Origin of the sequence: Pseudomonas sp. FW300-N2A2 (assembly GCF_017351735.1) — a bacterium.
GTDB classification, from domain to species: domain Bacteria; phylum Pseudomonadota; class Gammaproteobacteria; order Pseudomonadales; family Pseudomonadaceae; genus Aquipseudomonas; species Aquipseudomonas migulae.
On sequence record NZ_JACNDU010000005.1, the window covers coordinates 228558 to 245127 of the forward strand.

A 16570-nucleotide genomic window follows, 5' to 3' on the forward strand; every position below is an offset into this window, starting at 1 on the left:
CGAATCAAGAGAGCAAATTCAATGCCTGCACCTTGTTATCCGCGTCTGCGTCCGTTGTTGCACCTGAGCCTGCTGCTTGGCCTGAGTGCCAGTCCATTGTTCGTAACCACAAGCTGGGCCGAAGAGAGTGCCCGACGCAATTATCAGGTGCCTGCCGGCAGCCTGAGTGATGCGCTTACCCGTTTCGCCGGGTTGTCCGGGGTCAATCTCTCGGTTGACCCGGCGCTGGTCAGCGGTCGCAACAGCAACGGCCTGTCCGGCGAATACGCGGTCGAGGAGGGCTTTGCGCGACTGTTGCAGGGTTCCGGTCTGCAGTTGCAAGCGGTGGGCGAGCAGGCGTACATCCTGACCCCGGCGCCAGAAGGCAGCAGTCTGCAACTGGCCCCGACCTCGATTCTCGGTGCCACCGGCGGAGCGGATGGCGAGGTGTATGCGGGCGGTCAGGTTGCGCGTCGCGGCTCGCAAGGTTTGCTGGGCTCGAAAGACTTCATGGAAACGCCGTTCAGCATGACCACCTACACCAGCGAGGCGGTCAAGAACTTGCAGGCGCGCACCCTGGGCGAGCTGATCGCCAGCGATCCTTCCGTTCGCGCCACCAACCCGGCCGGTGGGCGCTATGAGCAGTTCACCATTCGCGGGTTCAGCCTGTTCAACAGTGATGTCGCCTACAACGGCCTCTACGGCGTTTTGCCGACCTATACGATCGACATGGAAATGGCCGACCGCGTCGATATTCTCAAAGGCCCGAGCCAGCTCATTAACGGCATCTCGCCGCGAGGTGCCGTGGGTGGCGGGATCAACGTGGTGCCCAAACGCGCGACCGACAAGCCGATCACTTCGTTTACCGGCAACTACGCGTCCGACAGCCAGACCGGCGGTGCCGTGGATATCGGCAGGCGCTTTGGTGAAGACAACAAGTTCGGCATTCGTTTCAACGGCGTAAAACAGTCCGGCGACACCGAATGGGATCACCAGAATGTCGACCGCGAGATGGCCGTACTGGGGCTGGATTTTCGCGGTGAGCGTCTGCGACTCTCGACCGACCTGGGGCGCACCGAACGCGATACAGACGCCCCGCAGGAGCGCGTGCAAGTTGGCGCCACCGCGCAGGTTCCGCATGCCAGCGATGTCCGCCACAACTATGCGCAGCCCTGGAGCAAGGCGAGTACCAACGACACGTTCGGCACGGTGAACGGTGAGTTCGATGTCAGCGATAACGTGATGCTGTACGGCGGTGTGGGCGCGCGCGAAAGCAATCATGACTTCCTCCGTCATGCCGTTGCGGTCACCAACAACCGGGGTGACTTCAGCGTTCAACCCCGTGACTTCACCCGTGACGAAAGTGTCCGGACGGCTACCGCCGGGGTGCGCAACTGGTTCCATACCGGGCCCGTGAGTCACGAGGTCAACCTGGCGGCCAGCTATTTCTACATGGACTTTGAAAATGGCGGCGCCCGTTATGCCACGGCCAACAGCAACCTCTATAACCCGGTAGTAACGCCGACGCCTGTCAGGCCCACTCGACTCGATTCGAAGGTCTACACCGAGAACCGCTTCAGCGGTCTGGCGCTGTCCGACACGCTGGGGTTCTTCGATGATCGCCTGTTGCTGACCCTCGGCGCCCGCTGGCAGCGGGTGAAGGTTGATGACTGGACTGACAATGTCAAAGGCGACACGGCCTACGATGAAGAAAAGGTTTCGCCGTCGGGCGGCATCCTCTTCAAGGCAACCGACAAGCTGTCGCTGTACGCCAACTACATGGAAGGCTTGAGCCAGGGCAAGATCGCGCCATCGACTTCAGTGAACGAGGACGAAATCTTCCCGCCGTTTATCAGCCGTCAGGTCGAGGTTGGCGCCAAGTATGACGCAGGTGCGTTTGCCGTCACCGCCGCAGTGTTCCGGATCAAGCAGCCGGCCTATGAAACCAACGCCACGACCCGCGTCTTCGGCCCGAACGGCAAGCGCCAAAACGAAGGTGTGGAACTGAGTGTGTTCGGTGAGCCGCTCAAGGGTTTCCGCCTGCTTGGCGGTGTCATGTACATCGACAGCGAGTTGACCAACACCGCCAACGGCACCTTCGACGGTAACCGTGCGCCAGCGACGCCGGAATACAACGTCAACCTCGGCGCCGAGTGGGATGTGCCGACCATGCAGGGGCTGACGCTGACCAGTCGCGGCATCTATTCCAGCTCGCAGTATCTGGACCAGTCCAACGTCAAGGAAATCGATTCGTGGGAGCGTTTTGATGTAGGCGCCCGCTATGCGTTCAAGGTCGAGGAAAAGAACATCACCTTGCGCGCCAACATCGAGAACGTGGCGGGCAAGCGCTACTGGAGTTCGGCCGGTGCTTCGGATGACAGCGAGCCGGGATTGACGCTGTCGACGCCGCGCACGTACTTGCTTTCGGCGACTGTCGATTTCTGAATCGAACCTGTGGGAGCGAGCACGCTCGCTCCCACACAATATTGCGGTATTGCTTAGTAACCGAACTTGTCTCGCAATCCGTAGTACCAGGCGCCCAGCGCCGCAAACGGTGTGCGCAGCAATTGCCCGCCGGGGAAAGGGTAGTGCGGCAAGTCGGCAAACGCGTCAAAACGCTCAGCCTGACCGCGCAACGCTTCGGCCAACACTTTGCCCGCCAGGTGCGTGTACGTCACGCCGTGACCACTGCAACCCTGGGAGTAGTAGATGTTGTCGCCCAGGCGTCCGACCTGCGGAAGACGCGACAGGGTCAGCAGGAAATTGCCGGTCCAGGCGTAATCAATCTTCACGTCCTTGAGCTGCGGGAAAGCCTTGAGCATCTTCGGTCGGATGATCGCTTCAATATTCGCCGGGTCCCGCGCGCCGTACACCACGCCACCGCCGAAAACCAGGCGCTTGTCGCCGGTCAGACGGTAATAGTCGAGCAGGTAGTTGCAGTCTTCGACACAGTAATCCTGCGGCAACAGGCTCTTGGCCAACGCTTCGCCCAATGGCTCGGTGGTAATCACCTGCGTTCCACACGGCATCGACTTGGCTGCCAATTCCGGCACCAGATTACCGAGGTACGCGTTGCCCGCCACGATGATGAACCTGGCCCTGACCCTGCCCTGAGGCGTGTGCACTATCGGGGTTGCGCCGCGCTCGATGCGTACCGCCGGCGACTGCTCATAGATAGTGCCGCCCAACGACTCGACCGCCGCGGCTTCGCCGAGTACCAGGTTCAGCGGATGAATGTGCCCGCCGCTCATGTCGAGCATGCCGCCAACGTATTGCTCGCAGTTAACCACTTCACGAATGCGGCGTTGATCCAGCAGCTCAAGCTGCGTGTGACCAAAACGCTCCCACAGACGCTTTTGCGATTCCAGATGGCCCATCTGCTTGCCGGTGAGCGCGGCGAACACACCGCCGTCCTTCAGGTCGCACTGAATATTATATTTGGCGACCCGCTCACGAATGATCCGCCCACCCTCGAACGCCATCTGCCCCAACAACTGCGCCTGCTTGGGGCCAACGCTGCGCTCGATGACATCGATGTCGCGGCTATAACTGTTAACGATCTGGCCACCGTTACGACCCGATGCGCCGAAACCCACCTTGGCGGCTTCCAGCACCGTGACCTTGAAACCGTTTTCCAACAGAAACAGGGCAGAGGACAGACCTGTGTAACCGGCACCGATCACACAGACATCAGTCTCTACATCACCCTGCAAGGCCGGGCGCGGCGGAACCGCATTGGCCGATGCGGCGTAGTAGGACTCTGGGTAGGGTGTGTTCGCCATCCTGCTGCCTCTGTTTAATATATTTTACGAGTGCATCGATCCTACCCGAGTTAAAAATCGACCGCCAGCCACCGCAAAATCTTCCTTGCAGCCGCGAAATTAAATATTTTGCATATTCATAGGGTTAGCTCGAAAAAAGGTGTTGACACCCCTCCGGAATTCCGTAGAATGCCGCCTCACAGCAGGCACGTAGCTCAGTTGGTTAGAGCACCACCTTGACATGGTGGGGGTCGTTGGTTCGAGTCCAATCGCGCCTACCAAACAAAATCCGCTCTGCTGGGCGGTCTAGAAGGGCTCACCGAAAGGTGGGCCCTTTTTTGTTGTCTGCGATTTGAAAAACTCCCAGCTCAGAACGCCAATTCGGCACTTGCCTCCAGGTACTCGATCTTCTTTTCGTCGTGCCCCTCCTGATAGTGCTTAGTCATCCTCTCGTTCGCATGCCCCATCAACGCCTGAATGTACTCCTGTGGGAAGCTTGCTGCTCGTACAGCCATCTGAAGTGCGGATCTCGTGAAAAGAGGGGAGGCTCGCCGGCTGGCATATGGTCGTAGGCGCGCGCTGCATCCGGGGCCTTGCTGAGCTCCTTGGTCAGGTAGTCCGGGGTTGCCGACGCCCGGTGGTCCTTTGCGTCGATCTGTTCTCGGCGCCGCGCCTTGGGCTTGTAGTGGATCAGGCGTGGCGGCACCAGTGGCGACCGCTCCGTGAGCTGGAGCAGGCCAGGCAGCCTCTGAGGCTGGAGGGGGAGGGGAGGCACACATTTTTCAAGGGTGTGCCTTGGCCGGAGATTGGTATGGATTCCTGTGGCTACGTTGGACTTGTAGCCTGTCTGGCGCTTTCCAATACCCTTTTTTTAGTAAGCTTCGAAATCGGCAACTCGATGAAGACAAAGCTCCACCAAGAAAACACCATAATCAAAGAGCAAGTAATTATTAGTGTAAGCGTCAGGTTTAAATCAAAGTGATTTTTTGCGCTCAGCATGTACCAAATCACTATCGGATGGATGAGGTATGTGGAGTACGAAAAATCACCTAATTTGGTAAGTATTGAAAGTTTAGGAAGATATCTTTCTTGCGATATGATCGCGATCACGATTATTGCGCTCGGAATCCCAAGCCGCATTGGGTCATGAGTGTCGGTGTCTGGCATTAATGCTACTGCTGCAATCGATATTGCTACCAGAGGAATGGCAGCCATCGGGTTGATTCGTTTAAGTAACCCAAGCTGGTAAATGATGGAGATTATTATCCCCAGCAAGAATTCATATACTATTGGGGCCCCGTAGAATAAGAACGATCCACCCATTTTTGGCAATATGTAAGTCGATATGATAACCCCGAAAAATATCGCAGGAGCTAGAAGAGCGCGGGGCAGGAAAAGAGATAAAAAGAATATCGCATAAAAAAGCACTTCGTAATTTAGCGTCCATCCTACTGTGAGGATCGGATATATTCCTATGCCAGACGGATTTGGGGTGGGAATGAAAAAAAGACTTTTTAACAGGGATATGCTATCGACGCCCAATAAGGGCATTATGGATGGAGCCCAGTAAATCGTCGCAGCGGTAATAAGGGTGAAAATCCAGTATGCCGGTACTATTCGAGCGGCTCTTTGTATGAAAAACTCTCCAGGTGTCAACGGTCTCTGGGAGGCAGAAGTAAAAATGACAAAGCCACTGATTACGAAAAAAATATCAACCCCGATAGATCCGTATAGCGCGATGATATTTGATACTTCATTACTTTTTCCATAACCGAAAATCTGAATGTAGTGGTGGAATACTACAATCCATGCGGCGAGAGCTCTAAGAATCTGAACTGAATTTAGCATTACGATTTCATTCGAAAAAATTGAGTATACCGATAAGCGATCAAGTCCGCCTCTTCTCTGGTGGTCCCCACGGTCAATCTTCTGCTGCGGACGCCTGAGCTGCTGGAACAGACCGAGTGGGCGGCGAAGTCGGCGGCGCGGTTCTGGAATACGAGAAGCCGGAACGTGCCGGCCGATGCCGGAATTTGAGGCGCAAGCGGCGAACGAAGCCGGGGAGCGCGAAAAAGGAACAATCCCTCAACAGTCAATCAACAAAGCGATTCAAGATGGTGTCTAGTCCTGAATAAGATTTACACCTGTTTCAGGGCTGGACACTGCGATTTGCAAAGCCCTCGCCGCGCTACATCATCAGGTCGGCTCTAGCCTTCATGTAAGCCGTGGGCTTACATTTGTCGGAAGACCAAAAGCCAGGACCTGGAGCCGCCGATGGTTACTGAGCGACTTGATTAAAAGTTTTTCGGATGTCGGTGCCGAGTATTTCGGTGATCTTTTGATAGCCTTCAAAGTTCGGATGGACTGCGTTATCCCAGAAATAGCTTTGGCTGTTTGGAAGCTTCCTGAACTCGGAGCCCAAGTCGATTATTTTGCAGTCGCATCCCTCGCCATTCCACGCAAGTAACAATCTGTTCACTTCTTCGTTGTGTGCATCATGTTCGTCAAGCCGAGGAAGCAGGGTAGAGATGATGACCTGTCCGCCTTTTTCGTTCAGTGCCTTCGCAATCTCTTTCAGGTTTTCAATCGTTTTCGGTGGCGCCCAAAAATTCCAATCGTTTGTTCCTGCAAGCACAAAGTAATAATTGGATGGTTTGATTTTGTCCAGGCGGTCAATGACTTGCTGGGTATTGTTGCCACCTTCACCGGCATGTCCATAACCAACTACATCGGTGTGAGGCCCTACAAACTGCACTCCAGGCAACTCTGGGGCGAGCAGGCAACGGAAATAACGGCCGTAGCTCCACCAGGTAATCGAGTCGCCTACCATCGTCAGGGTTTTAGCGTTTTTCACGGGTTCTGTTTTAAGGGCGTAAAACTCGTAGATCCCGGTTTTTTTCGGAGCTTTTCCGGATTCCCACTCAACGTTCCCGACATAAGAAACCCCGTCAATCAGGAAAGCCTCACCCACACGGAATCTCGCAGATGATTTGCCGGAATCCATTTCATAAAGAGTGTCAAAGTCGAACACTGCATTCTTGCCAGTGATGTCGCCGGTCTCCGGCGAGAATTTGATCGCGTCGGATTTCAGCCTTTTCGTCTCAAAAGACCCAATCAGGGTTTTCCCGACGATGGTCGTGGGTTGCATCTCGCAGGCTGCTTGCGCTGTAGAGGCGCACAGCATGAGGAAAAATATTATTTTGCGCATTGGAGCGATCAGATTCATGCCGAATGATGAGCGGGAGTCTACAAGGAGAATGATCGGGTGTCTGTCACATGGCCATCATTGCAAACAAGCGCAGCGCCGGCCTGAGTGAGGATCTTCTTTGCACCTGCTTGCAGCTCGCGAATGACTTTGTTTTCTGTTCTTCGTTTGCGTCTCCCGCGTGGGGGAGGGGGCAATCCCCGATTTTATGGGCTACTACTGACAGGCTGATCCAACTCAAGCCTGACTGGAGTATCTCGATGCTTGCCCACTGGTTTTTTGCGGCGATTCATCTCTTGGCTTACGCCCTGGGTTTCTGGGCCGTACTGACCCGCGGCAGCGCTTTTCGGCGGTTGGCCGCGGGGCTGGGTGAGGCGCGCAGCGTCTTGATTGCAGATAATCTGTGGGGCATTTCAGCGGTCATTCTGCTGGTCACCGGTGGGATGCGAGCCTTTGCCGGGTACGAAAAGGGCACTGACTACTATCTTCACCAGCCATTGTTTCATCTGAAGATGACACTTTTCGTACTGATTCTGCTACTTGAAATCGCGCCGATGATCACCCTGATCAAATGGCGGATTGCGCAGGCGCGTGGCGCAGCCATTGATGCCAGTCGTGCGAAGCTGTTCGCGCGGATCAGCCATATCGAAGCGCTGCTGGTGATGTTGATGGTCGTGGCGGCCACGGGCATGGCGCGGGGAGTGACGTTTGGTTAGCCGAGTACGAATGCATACTTCCCCAGGCTTAATCCGAAACGTCCGACAGCCATGACGTGAGACATGCCGGTAGTATCGGCTTCACGTTCGGGGGTGGAGGATGCAGGAGTGATCGCTGTGCGTGAATCTTTAGCCAGCCGTGGTTCGGGGACGAACAGGCTGGCTACTGACTGCAGCAGGATTCAGGATTGCGGCTTGTCCGGGGCGGTCAGGCCTGCCTGAATGCGCTGATAGATTTCTTCGCGGTGTACCGCAACGTCTTTCGGGGCGTTGATGCCAATTCTGACTTGCTGGCCGCTTACGCCCAGAATGGTGATCGTAATGTCATCGCCAATATTTATGCTTTCACCGACTTTGCGGGTGAGTATCAGCATGGTCTTCTCCTTGATTGCTTTGTAGGGCACCTGATTCGGACAGTGCAGAGGTCGGTGGTATCTATAGATTAGTGCGAAGTTTCACGGTTTGGGTGCCTCTTTCTGACGCGCAGATGCTGCATTGATTCCCAAGGCGTAACTATACAGAGGCCGCCTCCATGATTCTCGTTGTTTTGCGCCCATTTTGCGGCACTCGAGAAGTATTCATGGGTGTTAAAATCTCCGCTTTCAGCATTCAGAGGGAAGCGTTGTGCGCAAAATGGCTTTGGTAATCGCAGTACTGGCATTGGCGGGATGCGGTGAGGATAAGCGCGCTGATGCGCCAAAGCCGCAGCCAGCCGTGGCGGCAGCGCCAGCGGCGGTATCTGCGCCGCAGTGGGATCTGGAAGTGCGAGGTGAAATAACCCAGGCTGTCAGCGACCTGAGTGGCTGGCTGATCGAGCACAGTTTCGTTTCCAGCGTGATCAAGGAAAATGGCAAGACCCGCATCCTGATGGGGCCATTCAATTCCAAAGCCGAAGCTGAAGCCAAGCAGGAAGAAGTGCGCGCGGCGCTGACCCGGGCGAAAAAACAGAACATCGAACTGCTGGTCATCGAGCATTCGGTGACTCAGTAAGGCGTCATCGGCCGCCCAAACGCTTGGGCGCCAGCAGCACGATTGAAAACGAAAAAGGCCTGGGGCTTTCAACCCCAGGCCTTTTTGTTTTCAACAAGTGCTTAGCCGCACGCTTTCATGTCCACCGGCCCGACAAACTCGTTGCCGCGCCCCATCACGCACGCCACGCTCTGATTGCGCTGACGTTCCCAGGCCTGTACCGGATAGGTTTTGTTCCATGCTTCGTACAGTTGCCGATCCTGTTTCGACAGGCGCAAACCGTACTGCTTGCTCATGTAAAAGTACGTCCGGGCGATCATGCCGCGAATGGAAGGGCGGGGCATGACCTTTTTTGCCTTGAAGTCGACCTGGGTCAGGCATGAACCGTATTGACCCGATTGCTCCGGCAACCAGCCAAAACTGAAATTGCTGCGGTCGCCATTCACCTCGCCGATGCTCGGCACCAGATTATGCAAGTCGGCCTCGGCCTTCTGGTAAGTCGGGTCGTAGCGCGTGCAGTTCTTGCGCCCGCCTTCCTGCCAGCATTGGCGCTGATGGCCGATCTGCCAGGCGGGGACAATGTGCTCCCACTCGATGCGCGAAGCGCGCTTGGCATTTTTGCGTGGCACATAACCGCAGGCCGACAGGTCCACCTTGTTGCCGGTGTATTTACAGCCGCAATAGAACTCGGTGGATTGCGGGGCGTACAGCTTCCAGGCGACTTTCTTGGCTTCGTTGAAGGTGCGCGGGGCGTCAGCTTGCGCGCCCATCGCGAAGAGCAAAAACAGCAAAGCAAAAAAACGGACACTCATTGACTCAATCTTCCTTCGGCACAACCCAGAAAATCTGCACACCGCCATCGTCGCGGTAGGCGAGGGTGACGTTGTCGTTTTCGTCGATTTCTTCGAGTAGTTGCTCCCACTCATCCACTGGCTCGTCCGGAAGTCGGAAGATCAGGGCCGCCTTGGCTTTCTGGGCGGTGGGGGAGTTGATGATTTTCTGAACGCGCATACCCATGCGTACATAGGCATCAGGAGAGGCAGAGGTGGTGGCCACGGAATTGTCCTTATTAAGCTGTACGTGCATACAGTATTTAACTGTAGGCATTTTCGCAACTGCTTAAAATTCAAGAAAATCCTCTGACAGCAGTTTTTCCCGATTGGTGTAGGACGAAGGAGATTTTTTTATCAGACAAGAGACCACTCGCCACGACCGGCGAGTGGTGAAAGCGGTGCCCGACCGGAACCGGTCGGGCGAGGGCGAATCAGTATTCCCAGAACATCCGTTGCAGCTCTTTGCTGTCATTGGTCTTGGTCAGCGCGACCATGGCCAGGATGCGAGCCTTCTGTGGGTTCAGGTCATGGGCCACAACCCAGTCGTACTTGTCGTCAGGTTGTTCGGCGTTACGCAATACGAAGCCACCGGCGTTGACGTGGGAGGAGCGAATTATTTGCACGCCATCCTTGCGCAGGGCTTGCAGGGCTGGAACCACGCGCGAAGACACCGAACCGTTGCCGGTGCCCGCGTGGATGATGGCTTTGGCGCCGGATTGAGCCAGCGCTTTGTAGGCGGTATCACTCACGTTGCCGTAGGAATAGGCGATTTCGACGTCAGGCAGGCTCTTGATGTTCTTGATGTCGAACTCCGAGTCCATGGTGTGGCGCTTGGCCGGCAGGCGGAACCAGTAGGATTTGCCTTCGACCACCATGCCGAGAGGACCCCAGGCACTTTTAAACGCCTCGGTCTTGATGTTGATCATCTTGCTGACGTCGCGACCCGACTGGATTTCATCGTTCATGGTCACCAGTACGCCTTTGCCGCGCGCGTCTTTGCTGCCGGCTACGGCCACAGCGTTGTACAGGTTCAGCATGCCGTCTGCGGACATCGCGGTGCCTGGGCGCATGGAGCCCACGACGATGATCGGCTTGTCGGTTTTTTCCACCAGGTTCAGGAAGTAGGCAGTTTCTTCCAGGGTGTCGGTGCCGTGGGTGATGACGATGCCATCGACGTCTTTGCTGTCAGCCAGTTCGGCCACGCGGCGACCCAGTTGCAGCAGGTTGTCGTTGGTAATGCTTTCGGAGGCGATCTGCATGACCTGTTCGCCGCGAACATTGGCCAATTGGCTCAGTTCTGGAACGCCGGCGATCAACTGTTCGATGCCGACTTTCGCCGCTTGATACGTCGCGCTGTTGGCGGCGCTGGCGCCCGCGCCGGCAATGGTGCCGCCGGTGGCCAGGATCACCACGTTCGCCAGTTTCTGTTTGGTTTCGACTTCTTTCGCCTGAAGGGCTGTCGGAAGGAGTAGCAGGAGGGCCAAGGCGCCCGGAACAAAAGTCTTGAAAGCAGATGTCATTATTTTTCTCTCTAGTAGTGAGACGGTGCGGATGCAGGTTCATCTAGATGCGCCCCGGACAGATCTGAATGTCTGGGGTGAATGAGAGGGAGCAGGATCTGTACCAGTCATGTCTGGAAATAAAAAATAGCTTTAACCCAATGATTTGTATCAATTATTCGGACTGTGTTGAGCGAGGTTTAAACGCCCTGTTGTCCGGTTTTCCGAATATGTTTGTTATTTGCGTTCGGCTCTCCGAAAAGGGCTACGGCTTCTGTTGAACAGGTCTTCTTGCCAGACGGCAAATCATTGCTAAAGAAACCTGCGCGCAGGTCGATGCCTCTCTGAGGGATCTTTTTTTTTCAGGAGTTCACATGTCGTTTTCGATAGGCTTTCCCAATGCAGGCGCAATCACCATCGGTGGCAAATCCACCGCAACGATCAAAGCCTTGAGCGAATCAACTTCCGAGGCTTCGACACTGGCGTTGGGTACCGAGGAGGAGGGTGGCGCCACCAAGGTCCGGACCGGCGGCGCGGTGATCGAAACGAAAACGGAAAGCGATAGCGAAAGCGGCAGCGACCAAAGCGTCGTGGTGAAGATGTTGCTCAAGCGTATGCAGGAGCTGCAGCAGCAACTGCGCGAACAACAGCAACAATTGGCGGCGGCTCAAGTGGCTAATTACCCGACACCGGAAGCCAAGACCGATGTCGTCATGTCGATTCAGGGGCAAATTGCCAACACCAGCGGGGCGCTGGCGGAAGTCACAGGCAATCTGGTCAAGGAACTGGCCAAGAGCTCCGGCTCGGGCGGTGTGATCAGCACCACGGCATAAGCGGTTTTGTTACCGCAAGCACAAACCGTGTTTTTCGGCCGTTGACAAATAGCGGCAGGGTTCGCATAGTTCGGTCTACGCAAACGTTTGCGCGGCACTGCCGATGGCTTGTTCCATCGGTTTACGCGGTGAAACTTATGCCAGCGCAAGCGTTGCTCAGAATAATCATAAGATCGGAGTGAACCCATGAAGCTGCCATTCGCTGGACGTCTTCTCGCTGTCGCTATGCTGGCTGCCGCATCCGCCGCGTTGCCTGTCTCCTCGGCCTTCGCCGACACTGAAAAACCCAAAGTCGCACTGGTCATGAAATCTCTGGCCAACGAATTCTTCCTGACCATGGAAGACGGCGCCAAGGCCTACCAGAAAGATCACTCCGCCGATTTCGACCTGATCTCCAACGGCATCAAGGACGAAACGGACACTGCGGGCCAGACACGTATCGTCGAGCAAATGATTCTGGCCAAGGTCAATGCACTGGTGATCGCACCTGCTGACTCGAAGGCCATGGTCCCGGTGATCAAGAAAGCCATCGATGCCGGCATCACCGTGGTCAACATCGATAACCAGCTGGATCCAGCGGTCGTCAAAAGCAAAAACATCAATGTTCCGTTCGTAGGTCCCGACAACCGCAAGGGTGCGCGTCTGGTGGGTGAGTACCTGGCCAAGCAGCTGAAGGCCGGTGACGAAGTCGGCATCATCGAAGGTGTGTCCACCACCACCAACGCCCAGGCTCGCACTGCAGGTTTCAAGGATGCGATGGAAGCGGCGCAGATCAAGGTCGTGTCCCTGCAATCCGGTGATTGGGAAATCGATAAAGGCAACAAGGTCGCCGCGTCGATCCTCAGCGAATACCCGCAAGTCAAAGCCCTGCTGGCCGGCAACGACAGCATGGCTGTCGGCGCAGTGTCTGCCGTGCGTGCCGCGGGCAAGGCCGGCAAGGTGCAAGTGGTCGGCTACGACAACATCAACGCCATCAAGCCGATGCTCAAGGATGGCCGTGTCCTGGCCACCGCTGACCAGTTCGCTGCCAGGCAAGCCGTGTTCGGCATCGAGACGGCGCTGAAGATCGTCAAGGGTGAGAAAGTCGACAGCGGCACCAACGGCGTAATCGAAACTCCGGTAGAGCTGGTTACCAAGTAGTCCTTCTGGCGACACAACGGTGCTCGCCCGTCCGGGCGAGCGCATGGAGAGTTTTTATGTCTGTTTGCGCTCCGAACGCTGTCCTCTCGGTCAGCGGTATCGGCAAGACCTACGCGCAGCCTGTCCTCACCGGTATCGACCTGACGCTGATACGCGGCGAAGTGTTGGCGCTGACCGGCGAGAACGGCGCCGGCAAAAGCACGCTGTCGAAGATCATTGGTGGATTGGTCGCGCCGACCACCGGCCAGATGCAATTCCAGGGGCAGGATTACCGCCCCGGCAGCCGTACCCAGGCTGAAGAACTGGGTATTCGCATGGTCATGCAGGAACTCAATCTGTTGCCGACCCTGTCGGTGGCGGAAAACCTGTTTCTCGATAACCTGCCCAGCAACGGCGGCTGGATCAGTCGCAAGCAATTGCGCAAGGCCGCGATCGAAGCCATGGCACAGGTCGGGCTCGATGCGATCGACCCGGACACCCTCGTCGGCGAACTGGGCATCGGTCACCAGCAAATGGTCGAGATCGCCCGCAACCTGATCGGCGATTGCCATGTGCTGATCCTCGACGAACCGACCGCGATGCTGACGGCCCGTGAAGTCGAAATGCTGTTCGAGCAAATCACGCGCCTGCAGGCTCGTGGCGTGTCGATCATCTATATCTCCCATCGCCTCGAAGAGCTGGCGCGGGTGGCTCAGCGCATTGCGGTGTTACGCGACGGCAATCTGGTTTGCGTCGAGCCGATGGCCAACTACAACAGTGAGCAATTGGTGACCTTGATGGTTGGCCGTGAGCTCGGTGAACACATCGACATGGGCCCGCGCAACATCGGCGCGCCGGCGTTGACGGTCAAGGGGCTGACCCGCTCCGACAAAGTGCGCGACGTCTCCTTTGAAGTGCGCTCCGGCGAGATCTACGGGATCTCCGGTTTGATCGGGGCAGGGCGCACCGAGTTGCTACGCCTGATCTTCGGCGCCGACACAGCGGACAGCGGCACGGTTGCGCTGGGTTCGCCGGCACAGGTCGTGAGCATTCGTTCGCCGGCGGACGCGGTCGGTCATGGCATTGCCCTGATCACCGAAGACCGCAAGGGTGAGGGCTTGCTGCTGACGCAATCGATCAGCGCGAATATTGCCCTGGGTAACATGCCGGAGATTTCCCGCGGCGGTTTCGTCAACAACGGTGACGAGATGTCGTTGGCCCAGCGTCAGATCGACGCCATGCGCATCCGCAGTTCCAGCCCGACGCAATTGGTCTCGGAGTTGTCCGGCGGCAATCAGCAGAAAGTCGTGATCGGCCGTTGGCTGGAACGCGATTGTTCGGTGTTGCTGTTCGACGAGCCGACTCGCGGCATCGACGTCGGCGCCAAATTCGACATCTATGCACTGCTCGGTGAGCTGACTCGTCAGGGCAAGGCGCTGGTGGTGGTGTCCAGCGACCTGCGCGAATTGATGCTGATCTGCGACCGCATCGGCGTGCTGTCGGCGGGGCGCCTGATCGAGACATTCGAGCGCGACAGCTGGACCCAGGATGACTTGCTTGCCGCTGCTTTTGCCGGCTATCAAAAACGTGATGCGCTGCTCAACGAAGCAGCGCCTAGGGATCTTCCATGAAAACTGCAACATCTGCCGGTAAACGTAGTGGCAATTTTTACGGCCTCGGCACCTATCTGGGCCTGGCCGGTGCCTTGCTGGCGATGGTCGCGCTGTTCTCGGTCCTGAGCAGCCATTTTCTGTCTTACGACACGTTCAGCACCCTGGCCAACCAGATTCCGGACTTGATGGTGCTGGCGGTCGGCATGACGTTCGTGTTGATCATCGGCGGCATCGACCTGTCGGTGGGCTCGGTGCTGGCACTCGCGGCGTCGACGGTCAGCGTGGCGATTCTCGGCTGGGGCTGGAGCGTATTGCCGGCAGCATTGCTCGGTATGGCGGCGGCCGCATTGGCAGGGACGATCACCGGTTCGATCACCGTGGCGTGGCGGATTCCTTCGTTCATCGTCTCCCTCGGCGTGCTGGAAATGGCGCGTGGTGTGGCGTATCAGATGACCGGCTCGCGCACCGCCTATATCGGTGATGCCTTTGCCTGGCTGTCCAACCCGATCGCCTTTGGCATTTCGCCGTCGTTCATCATTGCCTTGCTTATCATCTTCATTGCCCAGGCCGTGTTGACCCGCACGGTGTTCGGGCGCTACCTGATCGGTATCGGCACCAACGAAGAAGCCGTGCGTCTGGCAGGGATCAATCCGAAACCCTACAAGATTCTGGTGTTCAGTCTGATGGGGCTGCTGGCCGGTATCGCCGCGCTGTTCCAGATTTCCCGCCTGGAGGCGGCGGACCCGAATGCCGGCTCCGGCCTGGAACTGCAAGTGATCGCCGCGGTGGTGATTGGCGGCACCAGCCTGATGGGTGGGCGCGGTTCGGTCATCAGCACGTTTTTCGGGGTGTTGATCATCTCGGTACTGGCGGCCGGTCTGGCGCAGATCGGCGCAACCGAGCCGACCAAACGCATCATCACCGGCGCGGTCATCGTGGTGGCGGTGGTGCTTGATACCTATCGCAGTCAGCGCGCAAGCCGGCGGACCTGAGTCATGGCAACAATCAAGGATGTGGCAGCGCTCGCGGGGATTTCCTACACCACGGTTTCCCATGTGGTGAACAAGACCCGGCCCGTCAGCGAAGAAGTGCGGATCAAGGTCGAAGCGGCAATCAAAAGTCTCGACTACGTGCCCAGCGCCGTGGCCCGCTCATTAAAAGCCAAGACCACTGCGACCATCGGTCTGCTGGTGCCCAACAGCCTCAACCCATACTTCGCCGAACTGGCGCGCGGCATCGAGGATTACTGCGAGCGTAATGGCTATTGCGTGATCCTCTGCAATTCCGATGACAACCCGGACAAGCAACGCAGCTACCTGCGCGTGTTGCTGGAAAAGCGCATTGACGGGCTGATCGTGGCGTCGGCTGGTGGGGATGCGGTGCTGGCAGAAGGTCTGGCGGGCGTGCGCACGCCGATGGTGATTGTCGACCGTGGGCTGGAAGGGGTTGATGCGGACCTGGTGCGCATCGATCACGAGTACGGCGCTTATCTGGCGACCCGCCATCTTCTGGAATTGGGGCATCGGGACATCGCCACCATTGGCGGGCCGGCCAGTACCAGCGTCGCGCAGATGCGTCTGGCAGGTTATTGCCGTGCCTTGAAAGAGGCGGGCGTCGAAGTGCCTCGCGAACGCATACTGGAAAGCGACTTCACCAGTACCGGCGGTTACAGCGCGGCTGCGATCCTCCTGGACAACAATCCGCCCAGCGCTATCTTCGCCGGTAACGACATGATCGGCATCGGCGTGTTGCGCGCCGCCGCCGAGCGCAATATTCGTGTGCCTAGCGAGCTGTCGGTGATTGGCTTCGACGATATCCAGATGAGCCGTTATGTCTACCCGGCGCTGACCACCGTGGGGCAGTCGATCCTGCAGCTCGGCGAGATGGCGGCTGAAGTGCTGTTGCGCAGGATCGCCACACCGGCCATGGCCACCGATCAACGGATCGTGACGCCCAGTATTGTCCTGCGCGAATCGACTGCGCCGCTGGCCGGTGTGTTTGCCCACTTCCGTTAAACAGAAAGCACCGTTGAAATTGCATTTA

At 57.1% G+C, this 16570-nt stretch carries 15 protein-coding genes, 1 tRNA gene and 1 pseudogene; 10 read left to right on the forward strand and 7 right to left on the reverse strand.

Annotated elements, in window-relative coordinates; genetic code table 11:
- Positions 1-21: 21 nt before the first annotated feature.
- Positions 22-2424, forward strand: a complete 2403-nt coding sequence (locus J4E42_RS10230; RefSeq protein ID WP_207285158.1) for a TonB-dependent receptor — start codon at positions 22-24, stop codon at positions 2422-2424.
- Between the two features lie 53 nt (positions 2425-2477).
- Here J4E42_RS10230 and J4E42_RS10235 read toward each other — a convergent pair whose 3' ends face one another.
- Positions 2478-3761 (reverse strand): FAD-binding oxidoreductase, encoded by a 1284-nt coding sequence (locus J4E42_RS10235; protein ID WP_192226372.1) that lies wholly within the window; start codon positions 3759-3761, stop codon positions 2478-2480.
- Positions 3762-3944: 183 nt separating this feature from the next.
- Here J4E42_RS10235 and J4E42_RS10240 point away from each other — a divergent pair.
- Positions 3945-4021 (forward strand) — tRNA-Val (locus J4E42_RS10240).
- A gap of 544 nt (positions 4022-4565) precedes the next feature.
- Here the strand turns inward: J4E42_RS10240 and J4E42_RS10245 are convergent.
- A complete protein-coding gene (locus J4E42_RS10245) occupies positions 4566-5588 on the reverse strand; it encodes an acyltransferase (RefSeq protein WP_207285159.1) in 1023 nt (340 codons plus the stop codon).
- Positions 5589-5669: 81 nt separating this feature from the next.
- Between J4E42_RS10245 and J4E42_RS29700 the strand changes: the two are divergent.
- A pseudogene (locus J4E42_RS29700) lies at positions 5670-5771 on the forward strand (glycoside hydrolase family 19 protein); the annotation flags it as partial.
- A gap of 247 nt (positions 5772-6018) precedes the next feature.
- On the opposite strand, the gene J4E42_RS10250 reads toward J4E42_RS29700, so the two are convergent.
- Positions 6019-6966 (reverse strand): SGNH/GDSL hydrolase family protein, encoded by a 948-nt coding sequence (locus J4E42_RS10250; protein WP_081500183.1) that lies wholly within the window; start codon positions 6964-6966, stop codon positions 6019-6021.
- Positions 6967-7205: 239 nt separating this feature from the next.
- Between J4E42_RS10250 and J4E42_RS10255 the strand changes: the two genes are divergently transcribed.
- Entirely contained in the window at positions 7206-7661 is a 456-nt protein-coding gene (locus tag J4E42_RS10255; RefSeq protein ID WP_192226585.1) for a DUF2214 family protein, read from the forward strand.
- A 182-nt stretch (positions 7662-7843) separates the two neighbouring features.
- Here J4E42_RS10255 and csrA read toward each other — a convergent pair whose 3' ends face one another.
- Complete coding sequence (gene csrA / locus J4E42_RS10260; protein WP_008028241.1) at positions 7844-8035, reverse strand: carbon storage regulator CsrA; 192 nt, start codon at positions 8033-8035, stop codon at positions 7844-7846.
- Between the two features lie 250 nt (positions 8036-8285).
- On the opposite strand from csrA, the gene J4E42_RS10265 reads away from it, so the two are divergent.
- A complete protein-coding gene (locus J4E42_RS10265) occupies positions 8286-8651 on the forward strand; it encodes an SPOR domain-containing protein (protein WP_207285160.1) in 366 nt (121 codons plus the stop codon).
- Positions 8652-8752: 101 nt separating this feature from the next.
- Here J4E42_RS10265 and J4E42_RS10270 read toward each other — a convergent pair whose 3' ends face one another.
- The 3 genes from J4E42_RS10270 to J4E42_RS10280 form a co-directional block, all read right to left on the reverse strand.
- Positions 8753-9442, reverse strand: coding sequence for an endonuclease (locus J4E42_RS10270; RefSeq protein WP_008028239.1), 690 nt, complete (start codon positions 9440-9442; stop codon positions 8753-8755).
- A gap of 4 nt (positions 9443-9446) precedes the next feature.
- A complete protein-coding gene (locus J4E42_RS10275) occupies positions 9447-9737 on the reverse strand; it encodes a DUF1654 domain-containing protein (protein ID WP_008037577.1) in 291 nt (96 codons plus the stop codon).
- Between the two features lie 157 nt (positions 9738-9894).
- Positions 9895-10983, reverse strand: coding sequence for an asparaginase (locus J4E42_RS10280; protein WP_008037575.1), 1089 nt, complete (start codon positions 10981-10983; stop codon positions 9895-9897).
- Positions 10984-11336: 353 nt separating this feature from the next.
- Here J4E42_RS10280 and J4E42_RS10285 point away from each other — a divergent pair, with 353 nt between their 5' ends.
- The 5 genes from J4E42_RS10285 to J4E42_RS10305 all read left to right on the forward strand — a co-directional run bounded on the left by J4E42_RS10285 (position 11337) and on the right by J4E42_RS10305 (position 16542).
- Positions 11337-11795, forward strand: a complete 459-nt coding sequence (locus tag J4E42_RS10285; protein ID WP_008037574.1) for a hypothetical protein — start codon at positions 11337-11339, stop codon at positions 11793-11795.
- Positions 11796-11981: 186 nt separating this feature from the next.
- On the forward strand, positions 11982-12935 hold the full coding sequence (locus J4E42_RS10290; protein ID WP_008028234.1) for a sugar ABC transporter substrate-binding protein: 954 nt from the start codon (positions 11982-11984) through the stop codon (positions 12933-12935).
- A 56-nt stretch (positions 12936-12991) separates the two neighbouring features.
- Positions 12992-14545: a sugar ABC transporter ATP-binding protein gene (locus J4E42_RS10295; RefSeq protein ID WP_207285161.1), complete on the forward strand. Its 1554-nt coding sequence runs from the start codon at positions 12992-12994 to the stop codon at positions 14543-14545.
- Entirely contained in the window at positions 14542-15519 is a 978-nt protein-coding gene (locus J4E42_RS10300) for an ABC transporter permease (RefSeq protein WP_008028232.1), read from the forward strand. Before J4E42_RS10295 ends, J4E42_RS10300 begins: the two co-directional genes overlap by 4 nt.
- Positions 15520-15522: 3 nt before the next feature.
- A complete protein-coding gene (locus tag J4E42_RS10305) occupies positions 15523-16542 on the forward strand; it encodes a LacI family DNA-binding transcriptional regulator (protein ID WP_207285162.1) in 1020 nt (339 codons plus the stop codon).
- The last annotated feature ends 28 nt before the right edge of the window (positions 16543-16570 follow it).

Coding starts and splice junctions, on each gene's coding strand:
- J4E42_RS10295 (WP_207285161.1), top strand. CDS start 12,992: ATGTCTGTTTGCGCTCCGAACGCTGTCCTCTCGGTCAGCGGTATCGGC.
- J4E42_RS10275 (WP_008037577.1), bottom strand. CDS start 9,737: ATGCCTACAGTTAAATACTGTATGCACGTACAGCTTAATAAGGACAAT.
- J4E42_RS10245 (WP_207285159.1), bottom strand. CDS start 5,588: ATGCTAAATTCAGTTCAGATTCTTAGAGCTCTCGCCGCATGGATTGTA.
- J4E42_RS10230 (WP_207285158.1), top strand. CDS start 22: ATGCCTGCACCTTGTTATCCGCGTCTGCGTCCGTTGTTGCACCTGAGC.
- J4E42_RS10235 (WP_192226372.1), bottom strand. CDS start 3,761: ATGGCGAACACACCCTACCCAGAGTCCTACTACGCCGCATCGGCCAAT.
- J4E42_RS10255 (WP_192226585.1), top strand. CDS start 7,206: ATGCTTGCCCACTGGTTTTTTGCGGCGATTCATCTCTTGGCTTACGCC.
- J4E42_RS10250 (WP_081500183.1), bottom strand. CDS start 6,966: ATGAATCTGATCGCTCCAATGCGCAAAATAATATTTTTCCTCATGCTG.
- J4E42_RS10270 (WP_008028239.1), bottom strand. CDS start 9,442: ATGAGTGTCCGTTTTTTTGCTTTGCTGTTTTTGCTCTTCGCGATGGGC.
- J4E42_RS10290 (WP_008028234.1), top strand. CDS start 11,982: ATGAAGCTGCCATTCGCTGGACGTCTTCTCGCTGTCGCTATGCTGGCT.
- J4E42_RS10280 (WP_008037575.1), bottom strand. CDS start 10,983: ATGACATCTGCTTTCAAGACTTTTGTTCCGGGCGCCTTGGCCCTCCTG.
- J4E42_RS10285 (WP_008037574.1), top strand. CDS start 11,337: ATGTCGTTTTCGATAGGCTTTCCCAATGCAGGCGCAATCACCATCGGT.
- csrA (WP_008028241.1), bottom strand. CDS start 8,035: ATGCTGATACTCACCCGCAAAGTCGGTGAAAGCATAAATATTGGCGAT.
- J4E42_RS10300 (WP_008028232.1), top strand. CDS start 14,542: ATGAAAACTGCAACATCTGCCGGTAAACGTAGTGGCAATTTTTACGGC.
- J4E42_RS10305 (WP_207285162.1), top strand. CDS start 15,523: ATGGCAACAATCAAGGATGTGGCAGCGCTCGCGGGGATTTCCTACACC.